General features: G+C 70.2%; 18 protein-coding genes. 11 read left to right on the top strand and 7 right to left on the bottom strand.

Going from position 1 to position 15,116, the window contains the following annotated elements; translation table 11 throughout:
• Positions 1-499: 499 nt before the first annotated feature.
• The 3 genes from gmk to GRI72_RS11025 are packed head-to-tail and all read right to left on the bottom strand — an operon-like array spanning position 500 to position 2,184.
• A complete protein-coding gene (gmk, locus tag GRI72_RS11035; protein ID WP_160733965.1) occupies positions 500-1,135 on the bottom strand; it encodes a guanylate kinase in 636 nt (211 codons plus the stop codon).
• 50 nt (positions 1,136-1,185) lie between these two features.
• Positions 1,186-1,632, bottom strand: coding sequence for a hypothetical protein (locus GRI72_RS11030; protein ID WP_160733964.1), 447 nt, complete (start codon positions 1,630-1,632; stop codon positions 1,186-1,188).
• 48 nt (positions 1,633-1,680) lie between these two features.
• Positions 1,681-2,184, bottom strand: a complete 504-nt coding sequence (locus GRI72_RS11025) for an SspB family protein (RefSeq protein WP_160733963.1) — start codon at positions 2,182-2,184, stop codon at positions 1,681-1,683.
• 85 nt (positions 2,185-2,269) lie between these two features.
• Here GRI72_RS11025 and hisB point away from each other — a divergent pair, with 85 nt between their 5' ends.
• The 8 genes from hisB to GRI72_RS14750 all read left to right on the top strand — a co-directional run bounded on the left by hisB (position 2,270) and on the right by GRI72_RS14750 (position 6,999).
• Positions 2,270-2,863 (top strand): imidazoleglycerol-phosphate dehydratase HisB, encoded by a 594-nt coding sequence (hisB, locus tag GRI72_RS11020; protein ID WP_160733962.1) that lies wholly within the window; start codon positions 2,270-2,272, stop codon positions 2,861-2,863.
• Positions 2,856-3,476, top strand: coding sequence for an imidazole glycerol phosphate synthase subunit HisH (gene hisH, locus GRI72_RS11015; protein ID WP_160733961.1), 621 nt, complete (start codon positions 2,856-2,858; stop codon positions 3,474-3,476). Before hisB ends, hisH begins: the two co-directional genes overlap by 8 nt.
• Positions 3,473-4,201 (top strand): 1-(5-phosphoribosyl)-5-[(5-phosphoribosylamino)methylideneamino]imidazole-4-carboxamide isomerase, encoded by a 729-nt coding sequence (gene hisA, locus GRI72_RS11010; RefSeq protein WP_160733960.1) that lies wholly within the window; start codon positions 3,473-3,475, stop codon positions 4,199-4,201. The genes hisH and hisA overlap by 4 nt, the downstream gene beginning before the upstream one ends.
• Positions 4,198-5,001 (top strand): imidazole glycerol phosphate synthase subunit HisF, encoded by an 804-nt coding sequence (gene hisF, locus GRI72_RS11005; protein WP_160733959.1) that lies wholly within the window; start codon positions 4,198-4,200, stop codon positions 4,999-5,001. Before hisA ends, hisF begins: the two co-directional genes overlap by 4 nt.
• A gap of 104 nt (positions 5,002-5,105) precedes the next feature.
• Entirely contained in the window at positions 5,106-5,276 is a 171-nt protein-coding gene (locus GRI72_RS11000; protein ID WP_160733958.1) for a PEP-CTERM sorting domain-containing protein, read from the top strand.
• Between the two features lie 49 nt (positions 5,277-5,325).
• A complete protein-coding gene (gene gntA / locus GRI72_RS10995) occupies positions 5,326-6,030 on the top strand; it encodes a guanitoxin biosynthesis heme-dependent pre-guanitoxin N-hydroxylase GntA (protein WP_160733957.1) in 705 nt (234 codons plus the stop codon).
• Positions 6,027-6,629 (top strand): DUF1989 domain-containing protein, encoded by a 603-nt coding sequence (locus GRI72_RS10990; RefSeq protein ID WP_160733956.1) that lies wholly within the window; start codon positions 6,027-6,029, stop codon positions 6,627-6,629. The genes gntA and GRI72_RS10990 overlap by 4 nt, the downstream gene beginning before the upstream one ends.
• 43 nt (positions 6,630-6,672) lie before the next feature.
• On the top strand, positions 6,673-6,999 hold the full coding sequence (locus GRI72_RS14750; protein WP_337191176.1) for a hypothetical protein: 327 nt from the start codon (positions 6,673-6,675) through the stop codon (positions 6,997-6,999).
• Here GRI72_RS14750 and GRI72_RS10980 read toward each other — a convergent pair.
• Together GRI72_RS10980 and GRI72_RS10975 are read right to left on the bottom strand one after the other, a co-directional pair.
• Positions 6,954-7,697, bottom strand: a complete 744-nt coding sequence (locus GRI72_RS10980; RefSeq protein WP_202389062.1) for a Crp/Fnr family transcriptional regulator — start codon at positions 7,695-7,697, stop codon at positions 6,954-6,956. The genes GRI72_RS14750 and GRI72_RS10980 overlap by 46 nt on opposite strands.
• An 88-nt stretch (positions 7,698-7,785) precedes the next feature.
• Positions 7,786-9,078: a sugar MFS transporter gene (locus tag GRI72_RS10975; RefSeq protein WP_160733954.1), complete on the bottom strand. Its 1,293-nt coding sequence runs from the start codon at positions 9,076-9,078 to the stop codon at positions 7,786-7,788.
• Positions 9,079-9,236: 158 nt separating this feature from the next.
• Here GRI72_RS10975 and GRI72_RS10970 point away from each other — a divergent pair, with 158 nt between their 5' ends.
• On the top strand, positions 9,237-11,327 hold the full coding sequence (locus tag GRI72_RS10970; protein WP_160733953.1) for a glycoside hydrolase family 97 protein: 2,091 nt from the start codon (positions 9,237-9,239) through the stop codon (positions 11,325-11,327).
• 65 nt (positions 11,328-11,392) lie between these two features.
• Here GRI72_RS10970 and GRI72_RS10965 read toward each other — a convergent pair whose 3' ends face one another.
• Complete coding sequence (locus tag GRI72_RS10965) at positions 11,393-11,854, bottom strand: Rrf2 family transcriptional regulator (protein ID WP_160733994.1); 462 nt, start codon at positions 11,852-11,854, stop codon at positions 11,393-11,395.
• 74 nt (positions 11,855-11,928) lie between these two features.
• On the opposite strand from GRI72_RS10965, the gene GRI72_RS10960 reads away from it, so the two are divergent.
• Positions 11,929-12,723, top strand: a complete 795-nt coding sequence (locus tag GRI72_RS10960) for a class I SAM-dependent methyltransferase (protein WP_337191175.1) — start codon at positions 11,929-11,931, stop codon at positions 12,721-12,723.
• Between the two features lie 16 nt (positions 12,724-12,739).
• On the opposite strand, the gene GRI72_RS10955 is transcribed toward GRI72_RS10960, so the two are convergent.
• Positions 12,740-13,792: an alpha/beta hydrolase gene (locus GRI72_RS10955; protein WP_237487076.1), complete on the bottom strand. Its 1,053-nt coding sequence runs from the start codon at positions 13,790-13,792 to the stop codon at positions 12,740-12,742.
• Positions 13,793-13,889: 97 nt separating this feature from the next.
• Between GRI72_RS10955 and GRI72_RS10950 the strand changes: the two genes are divergently transcribed.
• The gene (locus GRI72_RS10950; RefSeq protein WP_337191174.1) at positions 13,890-15,071 is read left to right on the top strand and encodes an endonuclease/exonuclease/phosphatase family protein; all 1,182 of its coding nucleotides are present in this window, start codon (positions 13,890-13,892) and stop codon (positions 15,069-15,071) included.
• Positions 15,072-15,116: the final 45 nt, after the last annotated feature.

Raw genomic sequence — 15,116 nt, 5'->3', positions numbered from 1 at the left:
GTGCGGACGGTTACGCCGGGAGGAAAGGCAAGCGGACGGAACCGGCCGGTGCCGCCTGGGCATCACAGGATTGCCACCTGGGCGTCACAGGGTTGCCTTGGCAACATCCTTGCGAGTGGCGGGAGGGGTTGCCTTCAACCTCCCGCTCGGCCCTTCGAGGGGTGCGAGGCGCGGACAGGGCCAGGGCTCGCGCTTGCCCCGTCCGTTGGAACCAGCGTCCGTTGGAACCAGGGTTCGTGTCGTTCGCGGCGTTGAGGGCCACCGCGAAGAGCGAACCCGGGTTCCCATGTCCTCGCATCCCGGCACAGGGGTGCTTTATCGAGCGGTCACTAGCCCCCCGAGGCACCGGCCGTATGGACGAAGCGGCCAGACGTGACGCGTACACGCTTTGCCCCCGTCGCTGTAGCCAGCCTGGACTGGCCCTCACCACATAACCAAAACGGTTATAAATGTCAAGGAAAATGTGCCAGAGGCGGGTGTCGCCGCCGCGCTCCGCGCGCTAGTTCATCAGTTCGCGGACGAAGCCGATCAGCCCGGTCTGGCGGGCGCGTTTCATGCGCTCGGCGTGGAGGATCTCGCGCACCTTGGCAAAGCACTGGTCCACGTCGTCGTTGACCACGACGTAGTCATAGCCGTCCCAGTGGCTGATTTCCGCCCGGGCGCGTTCCATCCGCCCGTCGATCACTTCGTCGCTGTCGGTCGCGCGGGCCTTGAGCCGGCGGTGCAGCTCGTCGAGGCTGGGCGGCAGGATGAAGACGCGCACGACGTCCTGCTGGTCTTTCTGGTAAAGTTGCTGCGTGCCCTGCCAGTCGATGTCGAACAGGAAATCCTGCCCTTCCTTCAGCCCGGCGCGGATATGGCCCTTGGGCGTGCCGTAGCGGTGATCGAAGACATGTGCCCACTCGTAGAAGTCGTCTTCCTCGATCATGCGATCGAACGCGGCATCGGACACGAAGTGGTAATGGACCCCGTCGATCTCCCCCGGGCGCATCGGCCGCGTGGTGGCGGAGACCGAGAGGCGGATCTCGTCGTCGGCTTCCAGCAGCATGCGCGATATCGTCGTCTTCCCCGCGCCCGAGGGGGAGGAGAGGATGAACATGAGTCCGCGGCGGTGGAGCGTGTCGTGATCGGCCATGCGCGCTCATGCGCCGAGCGATGGCGCGAAATCAAGCCCGCGGGGGGAGATCAGTCCTCTTTCGCCTGTTCGCGCAGCGCCCGGTCGCCCTTGCGCCGCGCGCCGTGGCGCGACTGGCGCCGATCGAGCAGGGTCTTGGCGACGAGGCCCCCGCCGACGACGATGGCCCCGGGAATCGAACGGGTCGCGAGCCGCGCGATCGCGAATGTCGCCAGGGTCTGCGCCATCGTGCGGTTTTCGACCATCTGCTTGGCCTGCGATCCGCCGTAACGGTTGCTGAGCAGGCCCTTCTCCAGCCCGAGCCGCAGGAGGCGGCCGCCGCTGCGCAGCAGGACATCGTGGATGAGGAGGTTGGTCGCGGGGTTGGGGCTGGGGCCGGCCACTTCGCGGTTGCCGGGATTCATCCGGTCGCCGGCCGCGTCGATCGCCGCGCCCAGCCGGTCGGTCGCGTGCTTCCCGCCCGACCCTTTCGTACCAGATCCGTTGGTTCTTGCCATGTCCTTGCGCCCTTTCACCGCGGCCGGGTGGAAGGTGGCCCGGTCGCCTTACTTCTTGCGGCCGAAATCGACCGTGACGACGTTGGAGCCGTCCTCGCTACCGGTAACGGCCGGCTCGTCGCGCTGTTCCGGGCCGTCGTTCTCGGCATCGTCGTGCGCCTCGGGCGCCATGTCGGCCACGCTGGCCTGGAACTGGAGGCCGAAATCGACCGCCGGATCGACGAAGGCCGTGATCGCGGAGAAGGGAATGTCGAGCTTGGCCGGGACCTGATTGAAGCTGAGCCCGACGGTAAAGCCGGCCTCGTCCACCGCGAGATCCCAGAACTTGTTCTGCAGGACGATCGTCATCTCGTCGGGGAACCGTTCGCGCAAGTGGGCCGGGATCGTCACGCCCGGCGCATGGGTCTTGAACGTGATGTAGAAATGGTGGTTGCCGGGCAGCTCGCCGCCGCCGGCCTGGATCTCGCCCAGCACGCGGCCGACCACGGCACGCAGCGCCTCCTGGACGATCTCGTCGTAAGGGATCAGGCTGTCGGGTGTTTCGTCGGTCATCTTGCCCGCTTGGTGGCGGCCCTCGGCCCGCCGGTCAAGCGCCAATGCTTGCGCCGTGCCCAGCCTTGCGTATAGCGCCGCTGGCATGCGTACTGGCAGGATCGAGCGGAAGACGGCGGAAACCGCCATCGAGATCGAGGTGAACCTCGACGGGACGGGCACCTATGCGGTGTCCACGGGGATCGGGTTCCTCGATCACATGGTCGAACAGTTCGCCAAGCATTCGCTGATCGACGTGACGATGAAGGTCGCCGGCGACCTGCACGTGGACCAGCACCACACGACCGAGGACAGCGCGATCGCGCTGGGCCAGGCGCTCGCCCAGGCGCTGGGCGACAAGGCGGGGATCGCGCGATACGGCCATGCCTATTCGCCGATGGACGAGACGCTGGCGCGGGTCGCGCTCGACATTTCCGGGCGGCCCTACCTCGCCTGGCGGGCCGGTTTCACCCAGCAGCGGCTGGGCGAATGGGATACCGAGCTGATCGAACACTGGTTCCAGTCGGTCGCCCAGGCGGCGGGCATCACCCTGCATGTCGAGCTGCTCTACGGCCAGAACAACCACCATATCTGCGAGGCGATCTACAAGGGCTTCGCCCGGGCCATGCGCGCCGCGGTCGAGGTCGATCCGCGCAAGGGCGGGGCGGTCCCCAGCACCAAGGGCATTCTCGGTGGCTGAATCGGTCGCGCTGATCGATTACGGCGCCGGCAACCTGCACTCGGTCGAAAACGCGCTGCGCACCGTCGGCGCGCGGGTCCGGGTGACGGCGGAGCCGGACGCGGTGCGTGCAGCGGACCGGGTGGTCCTGCCCGGCGTCGGCTCGTTCGCCGCCTGCGCCGGCGGGCTGCGCGCGATCCCCGGCCTGGTCGACGCGCTGGAAGAGCGCGTCCGGGCGGGCGGCGTGCCGTTCCTGGGGGTCTGCGTCGGGATGCAGCTGCTGGCCGATCGCGGGCTGGAACACGGCACGACCGCGGGGCTGGGCTGGATCGCGGGCGAAGTGCGCGCGATCGAGCAGACCGACCCGGCGATCAAGGTCCCGCACATGGGCTGGAACGACGTCGCCCCCACGGCCCATGCAGGCCCGGCGATCGAGGCGGGCGAGGCCTATTTCCTCCATTCCTATCACTTCGCCGCCGACGATCCGCAAGCGATTGCCGCGATGACCGACCACGGCGGCGGGATCGTCGCCGCGGTCGCGCGCGACAACCTGCTGGGCGTGCAGTTCCATCCCGAAAAGAGCCAGGCCTACGGGCTGGCCCTGCTGACCCGTTTCCTGGAGTGGCGCCCGTGATCGTATTTCCCGCAATCGACCTCAAGGCCGGCCAGGTCGTGCGCCTGGCCGAAGGCGACATGGACCGCGCCACCGTCTACGGCGACGATCCGGCCGCGCAGGCCATGCTGTTCGCCGAGGCGGGGGCGCAGCATCTCCACGTCGTCGACCTCGACGGGTCGTTCGCCGGCCGGGCCGAAAACCGCGAGGCGGTGGAAGCGATCGTCGCCGCCTTTCCCGGCTACGTCCAGCTCGGCGGCGGCATCCGCACGCGCGAGGCGGTCGCGGGCTGGTTCGATCTCGGCGTGGCGCGCATCGTCATGGGCACGGCCGCGCTGAAAGACCCGCAGTTCGTGAAGGACATGGCGGCCGAATTTCCCGGCGGGATCGTGGTCGCGGTCGACGCGCGCGACGGCATGGTCGCGACCGAGGGCTGGGCCGCGGTGTCGGACGTGCCGATGGTCGATCTCGCCCGCCGGTTCGAGGATGCCGGGGTCGCGAGCCTGCTGTTCACCGACATCGGGCGCGACGGGCTGCTGAAAGGCTGCAACATCGATGCCACGGTCGATCTGGCGCGCCGGGTCGATATCCCGGTGATCGCCAGCGGCGGGGTCAAGGGGCTCGACGATATCCACCTCCTCGCGCTCCACGCGCACGAGGGGATCGAGGGCGTGATCACCGGCCGCGCGCTTTACGACGGGCGGCTGGACCTCGCCGCCGCGATCGCGATGGCGAACCGCGCATGACCGTTCGCGTGCGCGTGATCCCCTGCCTCGACGTGGCCGACGGCCGCGTGGTCAAGGGCGTGAACTTCGTCGACCTGAAGGATGCGGGCGACCCGGTCGAGCAGGCCCAGGCCTACGACGCGGCGGGCGCGGACGAGCTGTGCTTCCTCGACATCTCCGCCAGCCACGAAGGGCGCGGGACCCTGCTCGACATCGTGCGCCGCACGGCGCAGGTGTGCTTCATGCCCTTCACCGTCGGCGGCGGGGTCCGCACGGTGGAGGATGCCCGCGCGCTCCTGCTCGCGGGCGCGGACAAGGTCGCGGTCAACTCGGCCGCGGTCGCCCGGCCCGAGCTGGTCGGGGAAATCGCCGCGCGGTTCGGCAGCCAGTGCTGCGTCGCCTCGGTCGATGCGCGCCGCGTGGGCGAGGGGGCGACCGAATCCGGCTGGGAAGTCTTCACCCACGGCGGCCGCCGGGCGACCGGGATCGATGCCGTCGCCCATGCCCGCCGCCTGGCCGAACTGGGCGCGGGCGAGCTGCTCGTCACCTCGATGGACGGCGACGGGACGCAGGCCGGATACGACCTCGCGCTGACCCGCGCGATCGCCGATTCGGTCAGCGTGCCGGTCGTCGCCAGCGGCGGGGTCGGCACGCTCGACCACCTGGTCGAAGGGGTGAGGCAGGGCCATGCCAGCGCGGTCCTGGCGGCCTCTATCTTCCATTTCGGCACGCACTCGATCGCGGAAGCCCAGGCCGCCTTGCGCGCCGCCGGGATTCCCGCCCGCGGGCAGTCGGGCGAAGGCTGGCGCCGGCCGCGGTAGGGGCCAGCCCCGAACCGGCCAGTTCCGAACCGGCCAGTTCCACTTCGGGACGCGGCCGATCGCGCGCTTGCCAGCCGGTGCGGGGCGGGCAAGGGGCAGGATCGATGCGCCTTCCCGCCGCCTTCCTGCTGTTCCTTACCGCGCCGGCCGCCGCGGCGGAGGCCGTCGCGCTGCCCGAACCTTCCGGCCTGTCGCTCTTCGGCCTGGGCCTGGCCGGCCTCGCCATGGGCCGCTGGCTGGGAATGCGCGCGCGCGGCAGGGGTTCGCGCGACTGATAAAAGTCGGCCGGCGGAACCCGGCGCGCGTCTTGCGAGTAGTTGGGGCATGTCCCTGACCCTCGATTTCGATCGACCCCTCATCCCGCTGGACGCCGCGCGCCTCGAAGATTCGCTCCGCGAACATGTCGCGGCATCGGACTTCCCCTGCGTCGGCGCGAAGTCGGCGCTGGCCAAGGGCACCTTGCAAATCGAGCCGGCCTGGTCGCTCGTCAGCGCCTGGGATGACTTGCGCATTCACCGCAAGCTGCTGGAATGGAGCGCCGACTACAGCCGCGATCCGCAGGGGCTGCGCAGTTTCGCGGTCGTCTTTTCCGAACCCGGCGACCTCAGCGAACGGGCGTTCGAGCGGGCGATGTGGGAACGGCTCCAGTCGCTTTCCGACAAGGACGGCTGGATCGGGCACCCTTACGACGACAGCGTCAGCAGCGATCCCGACGATCCGCACTTCTCGCTCTCGTTCGGCAAGCAGGCCTATTTCGTGGTCGGGATGCATCCCAATGCCTCGCGGCCCGCGCGCCGTACCCCGCACCCGACGCTGGTGTTCAACCTCCACGACCAGTTCGAGCAGTTGCGTGCCGCCAACCGCTATGAACGGATGCGCGAGCGGATCCTCGCCCGCGACGAGGAACTGGCCGGGTCGATCAACCCGATGCTCGCGCGGCACGGCGAAGGCAGCGAGGCGCGCCAGTATTCGGGCCGCCAGGTGGACGAGGACTGGCAGTGCCCGTTCCGCGATCCGCGCTCGGCATGACGGAGCGTATCGCACCCCGCAGCGGCACGGCCTTCGTCCTCGACCAGGGGGACGAACTGGTCGTTATCGACCCCGATGGCGGCCAGGTCAGCGACCTGCTCGCCTATGCCCGCGACGACGTGCGCGAGGCGATCTCGAACGGTCGCACTTTCGATTACGAGGAAACGATCAGCCTGACGACCGGCAATGTCCTGTGGTCCAACCGGTCGCGCAGGATGCTGGAGATCGTCGAGGACACCGCCGGGCGGCACGATTTCCTCCTCACCCCCTGTTCGGTCGATACCTTCCGGCATTTCTATCCCGACAAGCCCGAACATCGCGGGTGCTTCGGCAACCTGGCCGAGGCGCTGGCCCCTTACGGGATCGACGAAGAGGCGATCCCGACCGCGTTCAACGTGTTCATGAACGTGCCGGTGGAGCCCGAAAGCGGGCGCATCGCCGTCCTGCCGCCGACGACCGAGCGGGGCGATCGCATCCGGCTGCGCGCGCTGATGCCGCTGGTGATCGGGCTGACCGCCTGTTCGGCCTATGCCTCCAACGGGGGGACGTTCAAGCCGATCGACTACCGGATCGAGAAGCCTTCGGGGCTGGCGCGGTGATCGGCCGGTATTGCCCCGCCCGCGGCGCGCGGAGATAGGGCGCGTGTTCGTCCAGTTGCAGACCCCGCTGCCCGTCCACGTGATCGAACGCGGGCCGGGCCTGGCCTTCGCGGTGATCGATTACGGCCCGGAACACGACCTGATCTGGGTCACCGCGCTCGACGAGTCGGGGGAGATCTGGTGCGCGCCGAACCCGAAAGTGCGCCTGGCCCGCAACTGGACGATGGGGCGCGGGACGGACCCGGCAGCGGCCAACGGGGCCGGACGGGATGGGGCCGGGCGGGATGGGACTGGCGGGAACGGGACCGAGCGGCCCGGTCCGCATCACGCGTCGTCGAGCGCGCCCGGGGCAAGGTCCCCTTCGCCGTAGAGATAGGACGCGTCGAACTGCGCCACTTCGCGCAGGCCCGCCTCGTCGTGGATGTCGAGCTGGCCGTCGCCCAGCGGGGAGAGGAGCCCGCGGTCCTTGAGGATGCGGAAACTGCGATTGGCGTGGACCGGGGTGATGCCGCATGCCTCGGCATAGTCGCGCTGGAGCAGGGGCACCGTCAGCACCCGGCCGTCGAACAGGTCCACGAAGCGCAACCGGTCGAGCAGCTCGCAGATCAGGTGCGCGATCCGCCCTTCGGCATTGAGCCGCCCGAGGCGGAAGATCCATTCGCGGTGCATCGCCGCGTCGAGCAGGGTGGAAAACCACAGCGCGCGCGCCAGGTGCGGATGGGCGGCCACCAGCGCGGTGATCGCCGCGTGCGGCACGGTCGCCAGCGTCGTCGCGGTCAGCGTCGAGATGCTGTGGTCGAGCCGCTTCATCGGATAACCGTGCAGGTCCACGAAATCGCCCGCGATGTTGACCCCGACCAGCTGCCGTTCGCCGCGCCGGTCGTCGAGATGGCGCAGCACCGCGCCTTCGACGACATAGTAACTGCGATCCAGCCGGTCGCCGCGCGCGACGATCCGCGTGCGCGCCGGCACCTCGATCGTGCCGGAAACCGCCTCGTCCAGCGCCCGCTTCTCGGCATCGTCGAGGTCGTGCCGCAGGCGGCCTTTCAGGAACAGGTCGGTCAGCAAGAACAATCCCCCTTCGCAAGCCGGGGGGGTACCGCCTTCGCCGCCCCCGGTCAAAGCCGAGGGCGGGGGCGCACGAGCCGGGCGGGCGCTAGGCCGGGCGGCGGGCGAAAATGCCGAAGCCGGCGATGATCGCGTAGCACGCGGCCGGCAGGGCCAGGGCCATGGCGAGGCTGCCGGTCAGGTCGGCCAGCGCGCCGAAGGCCACCGGCACGACCGCGCCGCCGAAGATCGCGACGTTGATGATCCCCGACCCGTCGGCCGCGCGCGGGCCCAGCTTCTCGCAGGCGAGCGAGAAGATCGTCGGGAACATGATCGAGTTCATCAGGCCGACGGCGAGCAGGCTGTAGCCGGCGAGCGCGCCGTCGGTATTGGCCGAGACCAGGATCAGCAGGATCGCGCCGGTGGCGTTGAAGGCGAGGATCTTGCCCGGGCTGAACACGCGCAGCGCGGCCGAGCCGATGAAGCGGCCGACCATCGCGCCGAACCAGTAGATGCCGACCATCCAGCCGATCGCGCTTTCCGGCTGGCCGAGCACGCGTTCCTGCGCGAGATAGTTGATGACGATCGACCCGATCGCGACTTCGGCGCCGACGTAGAGGAAGATCGACAGCGCGCCATATCCGAAGCGCGGCCGCTTGAGCAGGTCGAACCCGCCGAGGCCCGAGGACGGGGCGTGTTCTTCCCCCTTCAGCCGGTTGCGGAACAGCCACACGGCGAGCGCGACCAGCGCGATCAGCGCGGCGACGCCGAGGTAACCCTGCCAGATCGCCTCGCTTTCCGCCTGGCGATAGGCGAGCAGTTCGGCGCCCGAAAGCTCGTCCGCCGTGACATTGGCCAGGCTGCCGAGGATCACGATCGAGCCGACGATCGGGAAGACGGTCGTGCCCAGCGAGTTGAAGGCCTGGGCGAAAGTCAGCCGGCTGTGCGCGGTGCGCGGCGGGCCGAGCAGGCTGATCAGCGGATTGGCCACGACCTGGACGATCACCACCCCGCTCGCCAGGATGAACAGCGCGAACAGGAACAGCGCGTATGTCGCGGTCTGGCTGGCCGGAATGAACAGCAGGCAGCCGACCATCATCGTCAGCAGGCCCGCGACGGCCCCGCGCATGTAGCCGATCCGCTTGACCAGCTTGGCCCCGGGAATGCCGACCAGCAGGTAGGCGGTGAAGAAGCAGAACTGGACCAGCATGGCCTGGGTGTAGTTGAGCGTGAACAGCTCCTTCAGCTTGGGGATGATCACGTCGTTGAGGCTGGTGATCCCGCCGAAGATGAAGAACAGGCCGAAGACGAAGTACTGCAGGCCCGGCGCATCCACCGGCGGCGCGTTGTCTTCCACCGGGTTCGGATCGGTGCTCGATGCGGTTTCGGGTACCACGGCCATGTCTCTCTCACTCCCCAGGGTCCAAGCGGTTTTGCGGCGGCTTAACCGATCATGTAACCGGTTGCACGAGGTTTCTTCTTCGCGCACAAGCCATGCCACGGAATCGGCCCGGCGGCGACCCGCAACGGTCGCGCGGCGGGCAGGGAGAGATGAGGACCATGGACCACGACAGCCCCCGCCATCCGTTCGCGCGCCTCGCCATCCTCGCGCTGGGCCTCGCGCTGGGCCTCGCGCTCGGGCTCGCGCTGCCGCTCGCCGCGGCGCGGGCGCAGGAACCGGTCGCGCACCGCGTCTGTTCGCCCGACGCGCGCACCTGCTTCGCGCTGACCACCCGCGACGGCGTGCCGACCTACAGCGTGACGCGCGACGGGCAGCCGGTGATCGCGCCGTCCACGTTCGGCTTCATGCTGCGCGGCGCGGGCAAGTGGCAGCACGGCGTCGAACTGGGCGAAGCCAGCCGCGCCAGCCACAGCGACACCTGGGAACAGCCGTGGGGCGAAAGCCGGCTGGTCGCCAACGATTACAACGAACTGCGCGTGCCGATGGTCGAGCGGGTGCGCGATCGCCGCACGATCGAGCTGGTCGCGCGGGTCTTCGACGCGGGCGTCGGCTTCCGGTTCGTCTTTCCCCGGCAGGAAAGCCTTGCCGATGTCAGGATCGACGAGGAACTGACCGAGTTCAACCTCGCCGCCGCGGGGGGCGAGGTCGAGGCATGGTGGATTCCGGGCGGCGAGTGGAACCGCTACGAATACCTCTATCGCCGCACGCCCGCGCGCGAGGTCGGCACGGCGCACAGCCCGATCACCTTCCGCCGCGCCGACGGGCTGCACGTCGCGATCCACGAGGCGGCCCTGGTCGATTACGCGGCCTTCTGGCTCCAGCGGATCGAGGGGCAGCGCTTCCGCACCCGGCTCGCCCCTTCGTCGCAGCCGTGGAAGGTGCGGCGCACAGCGCCATTCGCGACCCCCTGGCGCACGATCCTGATCGGGGAAGACGCGCCCGCGCTCCATGCCGCGTCGGACCTGATCCTCAACCTCAACGCGCCGAGCCGGATCGCCGACATGAGCTGGTTCACCCCGCACAAGTACATCGGGATCTGGTGGGGGATGCACCTCGACACCTGGAGCTGGAACGACGGGCCGAAGCACGGCGCGACGACCGAGAACGCGCTGCGCTACATCGACTTCGCGGCCGAACACGGTTTCGGATCGGTCCTGGTCGAAGGCTGGAACAAGGGGTGGTGGAGCGAGAGCGGCCGCAATTTCCGCTTCGCCGAGGCCTATCCCGATTTCGACATCGAACGGGTCGCCGCTTACGCCCGGGCGCGCGGGGTCGAGATCATGGGCCACCACGAGACCGCGGGCAACGCCGGCCTCTACGAACGCCAGCTCGAGGAAGCGCTCGATTACTACGCGCGCCACGGCATCCACGCGGTCAAGACCGGCTATGTCGCCGATGCCGGCATGGTCCTGCGCGAGGATGCGGACGGCAGCGAGCAGTGGGAATACCACGACGGGCAATTCATGGTGCGCCACCACGCGCTGGTCGCCGAGCGGGCGGCCGCGCACCGGATCGCGATCAACGCGCACGAACCGGTCAAGGACACCGGCCTGCGCCGCACCTGGCCCAACCTCGTCACGCGCGAGGGGGCGCGGGGCAGCGAGTACATGGCCTGGGGCGAGCCGCCCAACCCGCCCGAGCACGAGCCGACCCTGCTGTTCACCCGGATGCTGTCGGGTCCGTTCGACCTGACGCCCGGCATCGTGAGCCTCGAGGGGCGCGACGGGCGGCCGCTGCCCAATACGCTGGCGCGGCAGCTTGCCCTCTATGTCGTGATCTATTCGCCGCTGCAGATGGCGGCCGACCTGCCGGAGAACTACGCCCGGTTCCCCGATGCGCTGGCCTTCATCGAACAGGTCCCGGTGGACTGGGAGCGGACCCGCGTCCTCGCCGGCGAGATCGGCGAATACGCGGTCGTCGCGCGCCAGCGCCGCGACGGGCAGGACTGGTGGATCGGCGGGGTGACCGACAGCGCGCGGCGTACGATCGCGATCGACCTCGGCTTCCTGCCCGCCGGACGCAGCTACCGCGCGGAGATCTGGCGCGACGGCGAAGGCGGGGGGATCGACGGCGACCGCTTCGCCATGGTGCGCGAGACGCGGACCGTCCGCGCGGGCGACCGCCTCTCGCTGACGATGGAGGCCGGGGGCGGCTTCGCCCTGTCGCTGCGCCCGGTCGAGGCCCGGTGACAGGGCCGCGACCGGGCCCGTAACCGGGCCGGCGGCCGCCCCCCCTGCGCGAAGGCAGGGAGCCGCTAGGCCGTCGGTTCGCGCTCGGCGCACTGGCCGGGCAGGGTGCCCATGCGCCGGTCGAACCGCCGCGCCAGTTCGGCCAGGCTGACTTGCGCCAGCCGCGCGGTCAGCAGGGCCTCGGCCTGGCGCATGGCATCGTCGAGCGTCTCGTTGACGACTTTCTCCACCAGGCAATCGGGGTGCGGATGCTCGTTGCCCATCGCGAAGACGCGCGGGCCGCCGACCGCGCGGTGGACATCGAGCAGCGAGATCGTCGCCAGGTCCACCGCGATCGACCAGCCGCCGCCGTGGCCCTTGGCCGATCGGACGTAGCCAGCCTCGCGCAGGCCGGCCATCGTGCGGCGCACGACGACGGCATTGGTGCCCAGCATCCGCGCGATCGCTTCCGACGTCATCGGCTCGTCGCGCCGTGCCATGTGGAGCAGGACGTGGAGCATACGGGAAAGGCGGCTGTCGTTGCGCACGGCGGCCATCTTCGGCCGCGCGGAAGCGATTGGCAACAGCCGCGCTTCATGTAATATACAAAGTTACATGATTCGTGGAGAGCCTCATCGTGTCCGCTTTCGAACAGCCCGCCCACTGGGACGATGCCGCGTTGCAATACGAGCGCACCGCGCACCGTTTCACCTCGCTCTATGCCGAAGATGCCGCCGCCATGGTGCCGCTGGGGCCGCGGTCCAGCGTGCTCGATGTGGCCGCGGGCACCGGGGCGCTGGCCTTCGTCGCGGCGCGGAAGGGCGCGCGCGTGCTCGCGACCGATTTCGCGCCGGGAATGGTCGCGCGGATCGCCGCCGCCGCCGTTCCCGGGGTCGAGGCGCGCGTGATGGACGGCCAGGCGCTCGACCTGCCCGACGCGCATTACGATGCGGTCTTCTCGCTCTTCGGCGTCATCATGTTCGCCGACTGGCGCAAGGGGCTGGCGGAGATGGCGCGCGTCACGCGGCCGGGCGGACACGGCGTCGTGGGCACGTGGGCGGACCGCGGGGCGGCGACGTTCCTCCTCCTCGGCGAGGTGCGGCGCAAGCTGTTCCCCGGGCGCGCGGAGATGACGATGCCCCCGGCGATCGCGGCGCTTTCCACGCCCGAGGGCTTCGTGCGCGAACTGCGCGCCGCCGGCTACCGCAGCGCGGAGGTGCGCGAGGTGACCCACGATTTCGCACTGGAAACCGCGGCCCTCGACCAGCCGGACACGCTGTTCGGCATGTCGCCCGACTGGAAGGACTTGTCCGCCGCCGAACAGGCGGCCGTGATCGCGGAGGTGCGCCGCATGGCCGCCGGGCGGCCGGTCCTGCCGGTCCCTTCGACCGCGCTGATCGGCCTCGCCCGGCGCTGATCGCGGCCGCGCCCGCTCAGTCGCGCGACGCGCGCGGCTGACTGCCGGCGTGGCGGTGAGCGAAGGCGGCCATCCGCTCCAGCGCCTCGGCCCCGGCGGGGTCGTCGAGGTTGAACTGGTACTCGTGCGGCAGTTCGGGCCGGCGGCCGGCGGCGAAGAACAGCGTTTCCACCGCCACGCCCTCGCCGCGCAGGCGCTGTGCCAGGCGGCGCGCCTGCGGCTCCAGCGGGTCGCCGTTTCCCGAGGAGACGAAGCTCGGCGGAAAGGCCGGGCCGACATGGTCGGTGACCGAGGCGAGGGCGAAGCGTTCGTCCTCCAGGAAATCGCGGCTGCCCGAATAGGCCCAGAGCACGCTGCGCACGAACCAGCCGTAGTCGCCTTCGAGATCGACCGAGCCGAGATCGTAGGCGCCGGAGAGCAGCAGCAGCGCCCGGATCGCCCCGCGATCGACCTGCGGCGCAATGCCCAGCGCACGGGCATAGCGATCGTCGGTGGTCAGCAGCGCAACCTGGGCGGCGATCTGCGCCCCGGCCGAATCGCCGGCGAGGACGATCCCGTCCGGATCGATCCCCAGCGCGCCGGCATTGGCGACAATGTGGCCGAGCGCGCGGTTCACCTGTTCCACCGGGCGGGGATAGCGCGATCCGCGCCCGGTCGAATATTCCACCGCGACGGTCGTGAACCCGCGGCCCGCCAGCACTTTCATGTAATTGGCGATCCCGTCCTTGCTCCCGGCGATCCAGGCCCCGCCATGGACCCACACGATCGCCGGCTGCGGCCCCGGGGCCTGCGCCCTGCGATTGATATCGAAGCGCTCGTCGCGCCCCGGACCGTAGGCGAGGTCGCGGCGGGTCTCGATCCCCGGCGGGACGTGGCGGGCCAGCGCGGCCTCGGACACGCGCTCCCCGTCGGAGAAGGCATAGGCGATCACCGCGACCGAGGGCCACGGGCTGAACCGGAAGGCGAGGAAGGTCGCGAGCGCCAGCAGCGCCAGGGCGATCGCGATGCGTTTCAGCCAGCGCATCGCGCCTGCCGCCCTGCCGTGCCCTTCGCTCGCCGGTGCTGCCATTCGTCCCCCGCTCGCGCGCCGTGGCGCCTTCGGTGCCGTCCCGGCGCGCATCCTATCGCGGGCGCCGCGGGCGAGGAAGGGCTGAGGGGCCGAACGCTTGAAACGGGCGGGCGCTCGTGTTTTCCTGCGCCCCGCAGCGGCAAGCGCAACGGCAGGGAGTAAACGGCCTATATCCGGCGATCGCGACCAGGCACGGCAGCGGGGGTGCACGGCCCGCGGCGCGGCGCGCCTCGGGCTGGCGGCGGCATCGGCGCTGGCGCTCGCCGCCTGCGGCACCGCGCCGCCGCTGCGGATCGCGAGCTGCGAGGCGAGCCCGCGCCCGGCGATCGAGCTGTCGGAAGACGGCCGGACCGCGCGGATGGAGCTATCCGTCCTCACCTACAATATCGAGGGGCTGGGCTGGCCGGCGCGGGTTTCGCGCGCGGGCGACCTGGCCGCGATCGGGGAGACGCTGGCCCGGATGCGCGCGGCGGGGACGGCGCCCGACGTGGTCCTGTTCCAGGAAATGTTCAGCGGCCCGGCCAAGCGGGCAGTGCTCGCCAGCGGCTACCCGGCCGTCGTCAGCGGGCCGCGCCGCACGACCCGCCCGCAGGGCTCGACGCGCAGCGCGCTGCCGGGCAAGTCCAATATCCGGCGCGGCGAGATCGGGATGCACCTGACGGGCAGCGGCATCGCGGTCGCCTCGCGCTATCCGGTCACCCATGTCGATCACCGCGCCTTCGGGCGCCGTTCCTGCGCCGGGATCGACTGCCTTGCCAACAAGGGCGTGATGCTGGCCAGGATCGCCATTCCCGGCGTCCCCGTGCCGGTCGATCTCTACAATACGCACATGAACTCGCGCCGCGCGGCGAAGGTACCGGAAGAACGCAGCCTCGTCGCCCATGGCCGGCAGGCGCTCGAAGCGTCCGAGTTCGTCGATCGCACGCACGACGATCGCTTCCCGGTCGTGTTCGGGGGCGATTTCAACATGCGCCACTCGGAAGATCGCTGGGCCCATTTCTCGCGCTACCAGCCGCTGACGCTGGTTCACCGGGTCTGCGCCGATCCGGCTTCGGGCTGCGAGGTGCGGATGTCGTGGGACGGCGACGAGCCCTGGGTCGATACGCAGGACCTGCAGTTCTTCGCCGACGGCGGGCTGGTCAAGATCCGCCCGATCCGGGTGGAGGCGATGTTCGACGGCAGCCACGCGATGCCGCGGCTGTCCGATCACGATGGCTTCGCGGTCACCTACGAGCTGCGCTGGCCGGCAGGCACGGTGCGCGACGGCGGCTGCCCCTGACCGGCGCCCGGTGCGGCCCGCTGGGCGGCCGGCCGGCCCGCTTGC

Origin of the sequence: Pelagerythrobacter marinus (assembly GCF_009827515.1) — a bacterium.
GTDB lineage: Bacteria > Pseudomonadota > Alphaproteobacteria > Sphingomonadales > Sphingomonadaceae > Pelagerythrobacter > Pelagerythrobacter marinus.
This window is presented reverse-complemented; position numbering and strand designations above follow the sequence as displayed.

Coding starts and splice junctions, on each gene's coding strand:
- gmk (WP_160733965.1), bottom strand. CDS start 1,135: ATGGCCGATCACGACACGCTCCACCGCCGCGGACTCATGTTCATCCTC.
- GRI72_RS11030 (WP_160733964.1), bottom strand. CDS start 1,632: ATGGCAAGAACCAACGGATCTGGTACGAAAGGGTCGGGCGGGAAGCAC.
- GRI72_RS11025 (WP_160733963.1), bottom strand. CDS start 2,184: ATGACCGACGAAACACCCGACAGCCTGATCCCTTACGACGAGATCGTC.
- hisB (WP_160733962.1), top strand. CDS start 2,270: ATGCGTACTGGCAGGATCGAGCGGAAGACGGCGGAAACCGCCATCGAG.
- hisF (WP_160733959.1), top strand. CDS start 4,198: ATGACCGTTCGCGTGCGCGTGATCCCCTGCCTCGACGTGGCCGACGGC.
- GRI72_RS11000 (WP_160733958.1), top strand. CDS start 5,106: ATGCGCCTTCCCGCCGCCTTCCTGCTGTTCCTTACCGCGCCGGCCGCC.
- gntA (WP_160733957.1), top strand. CDS start 5,326: ATGTCCCTGACCCTCGATTTCGATCGACCCCTCATCCCGCTGGACGCC.
- GRI72_RS10990 (WP_160733956.1), top strand. CDS start 6,027: ATGACGGAGCGTATCGCACCCCGCAGCGGCACGGCCTTCGTCCTCGAC.
- GRI72_RS10975 (WP_160733954.1), bottom strand. CDS start 9,078: ATGGCCGTGGTACCCGAAACCGCATCGAGCACCGATCCGAACCCGGTG.
- GRI72_RS10970 (WP_160733953.1), top strand. CDS start 9,237: ATGGACCACGACAGCCCCCGCCATCCGTTCGCGCGCCTCGCCATCCTC.
- GRI72_RS10955 (WP_237487076.1), bottom strand. CDS start 13,792: ATGGCAGCACCGGCGAGCGAAGGGCACGGCAGGGCGGCAGGCGCGATG.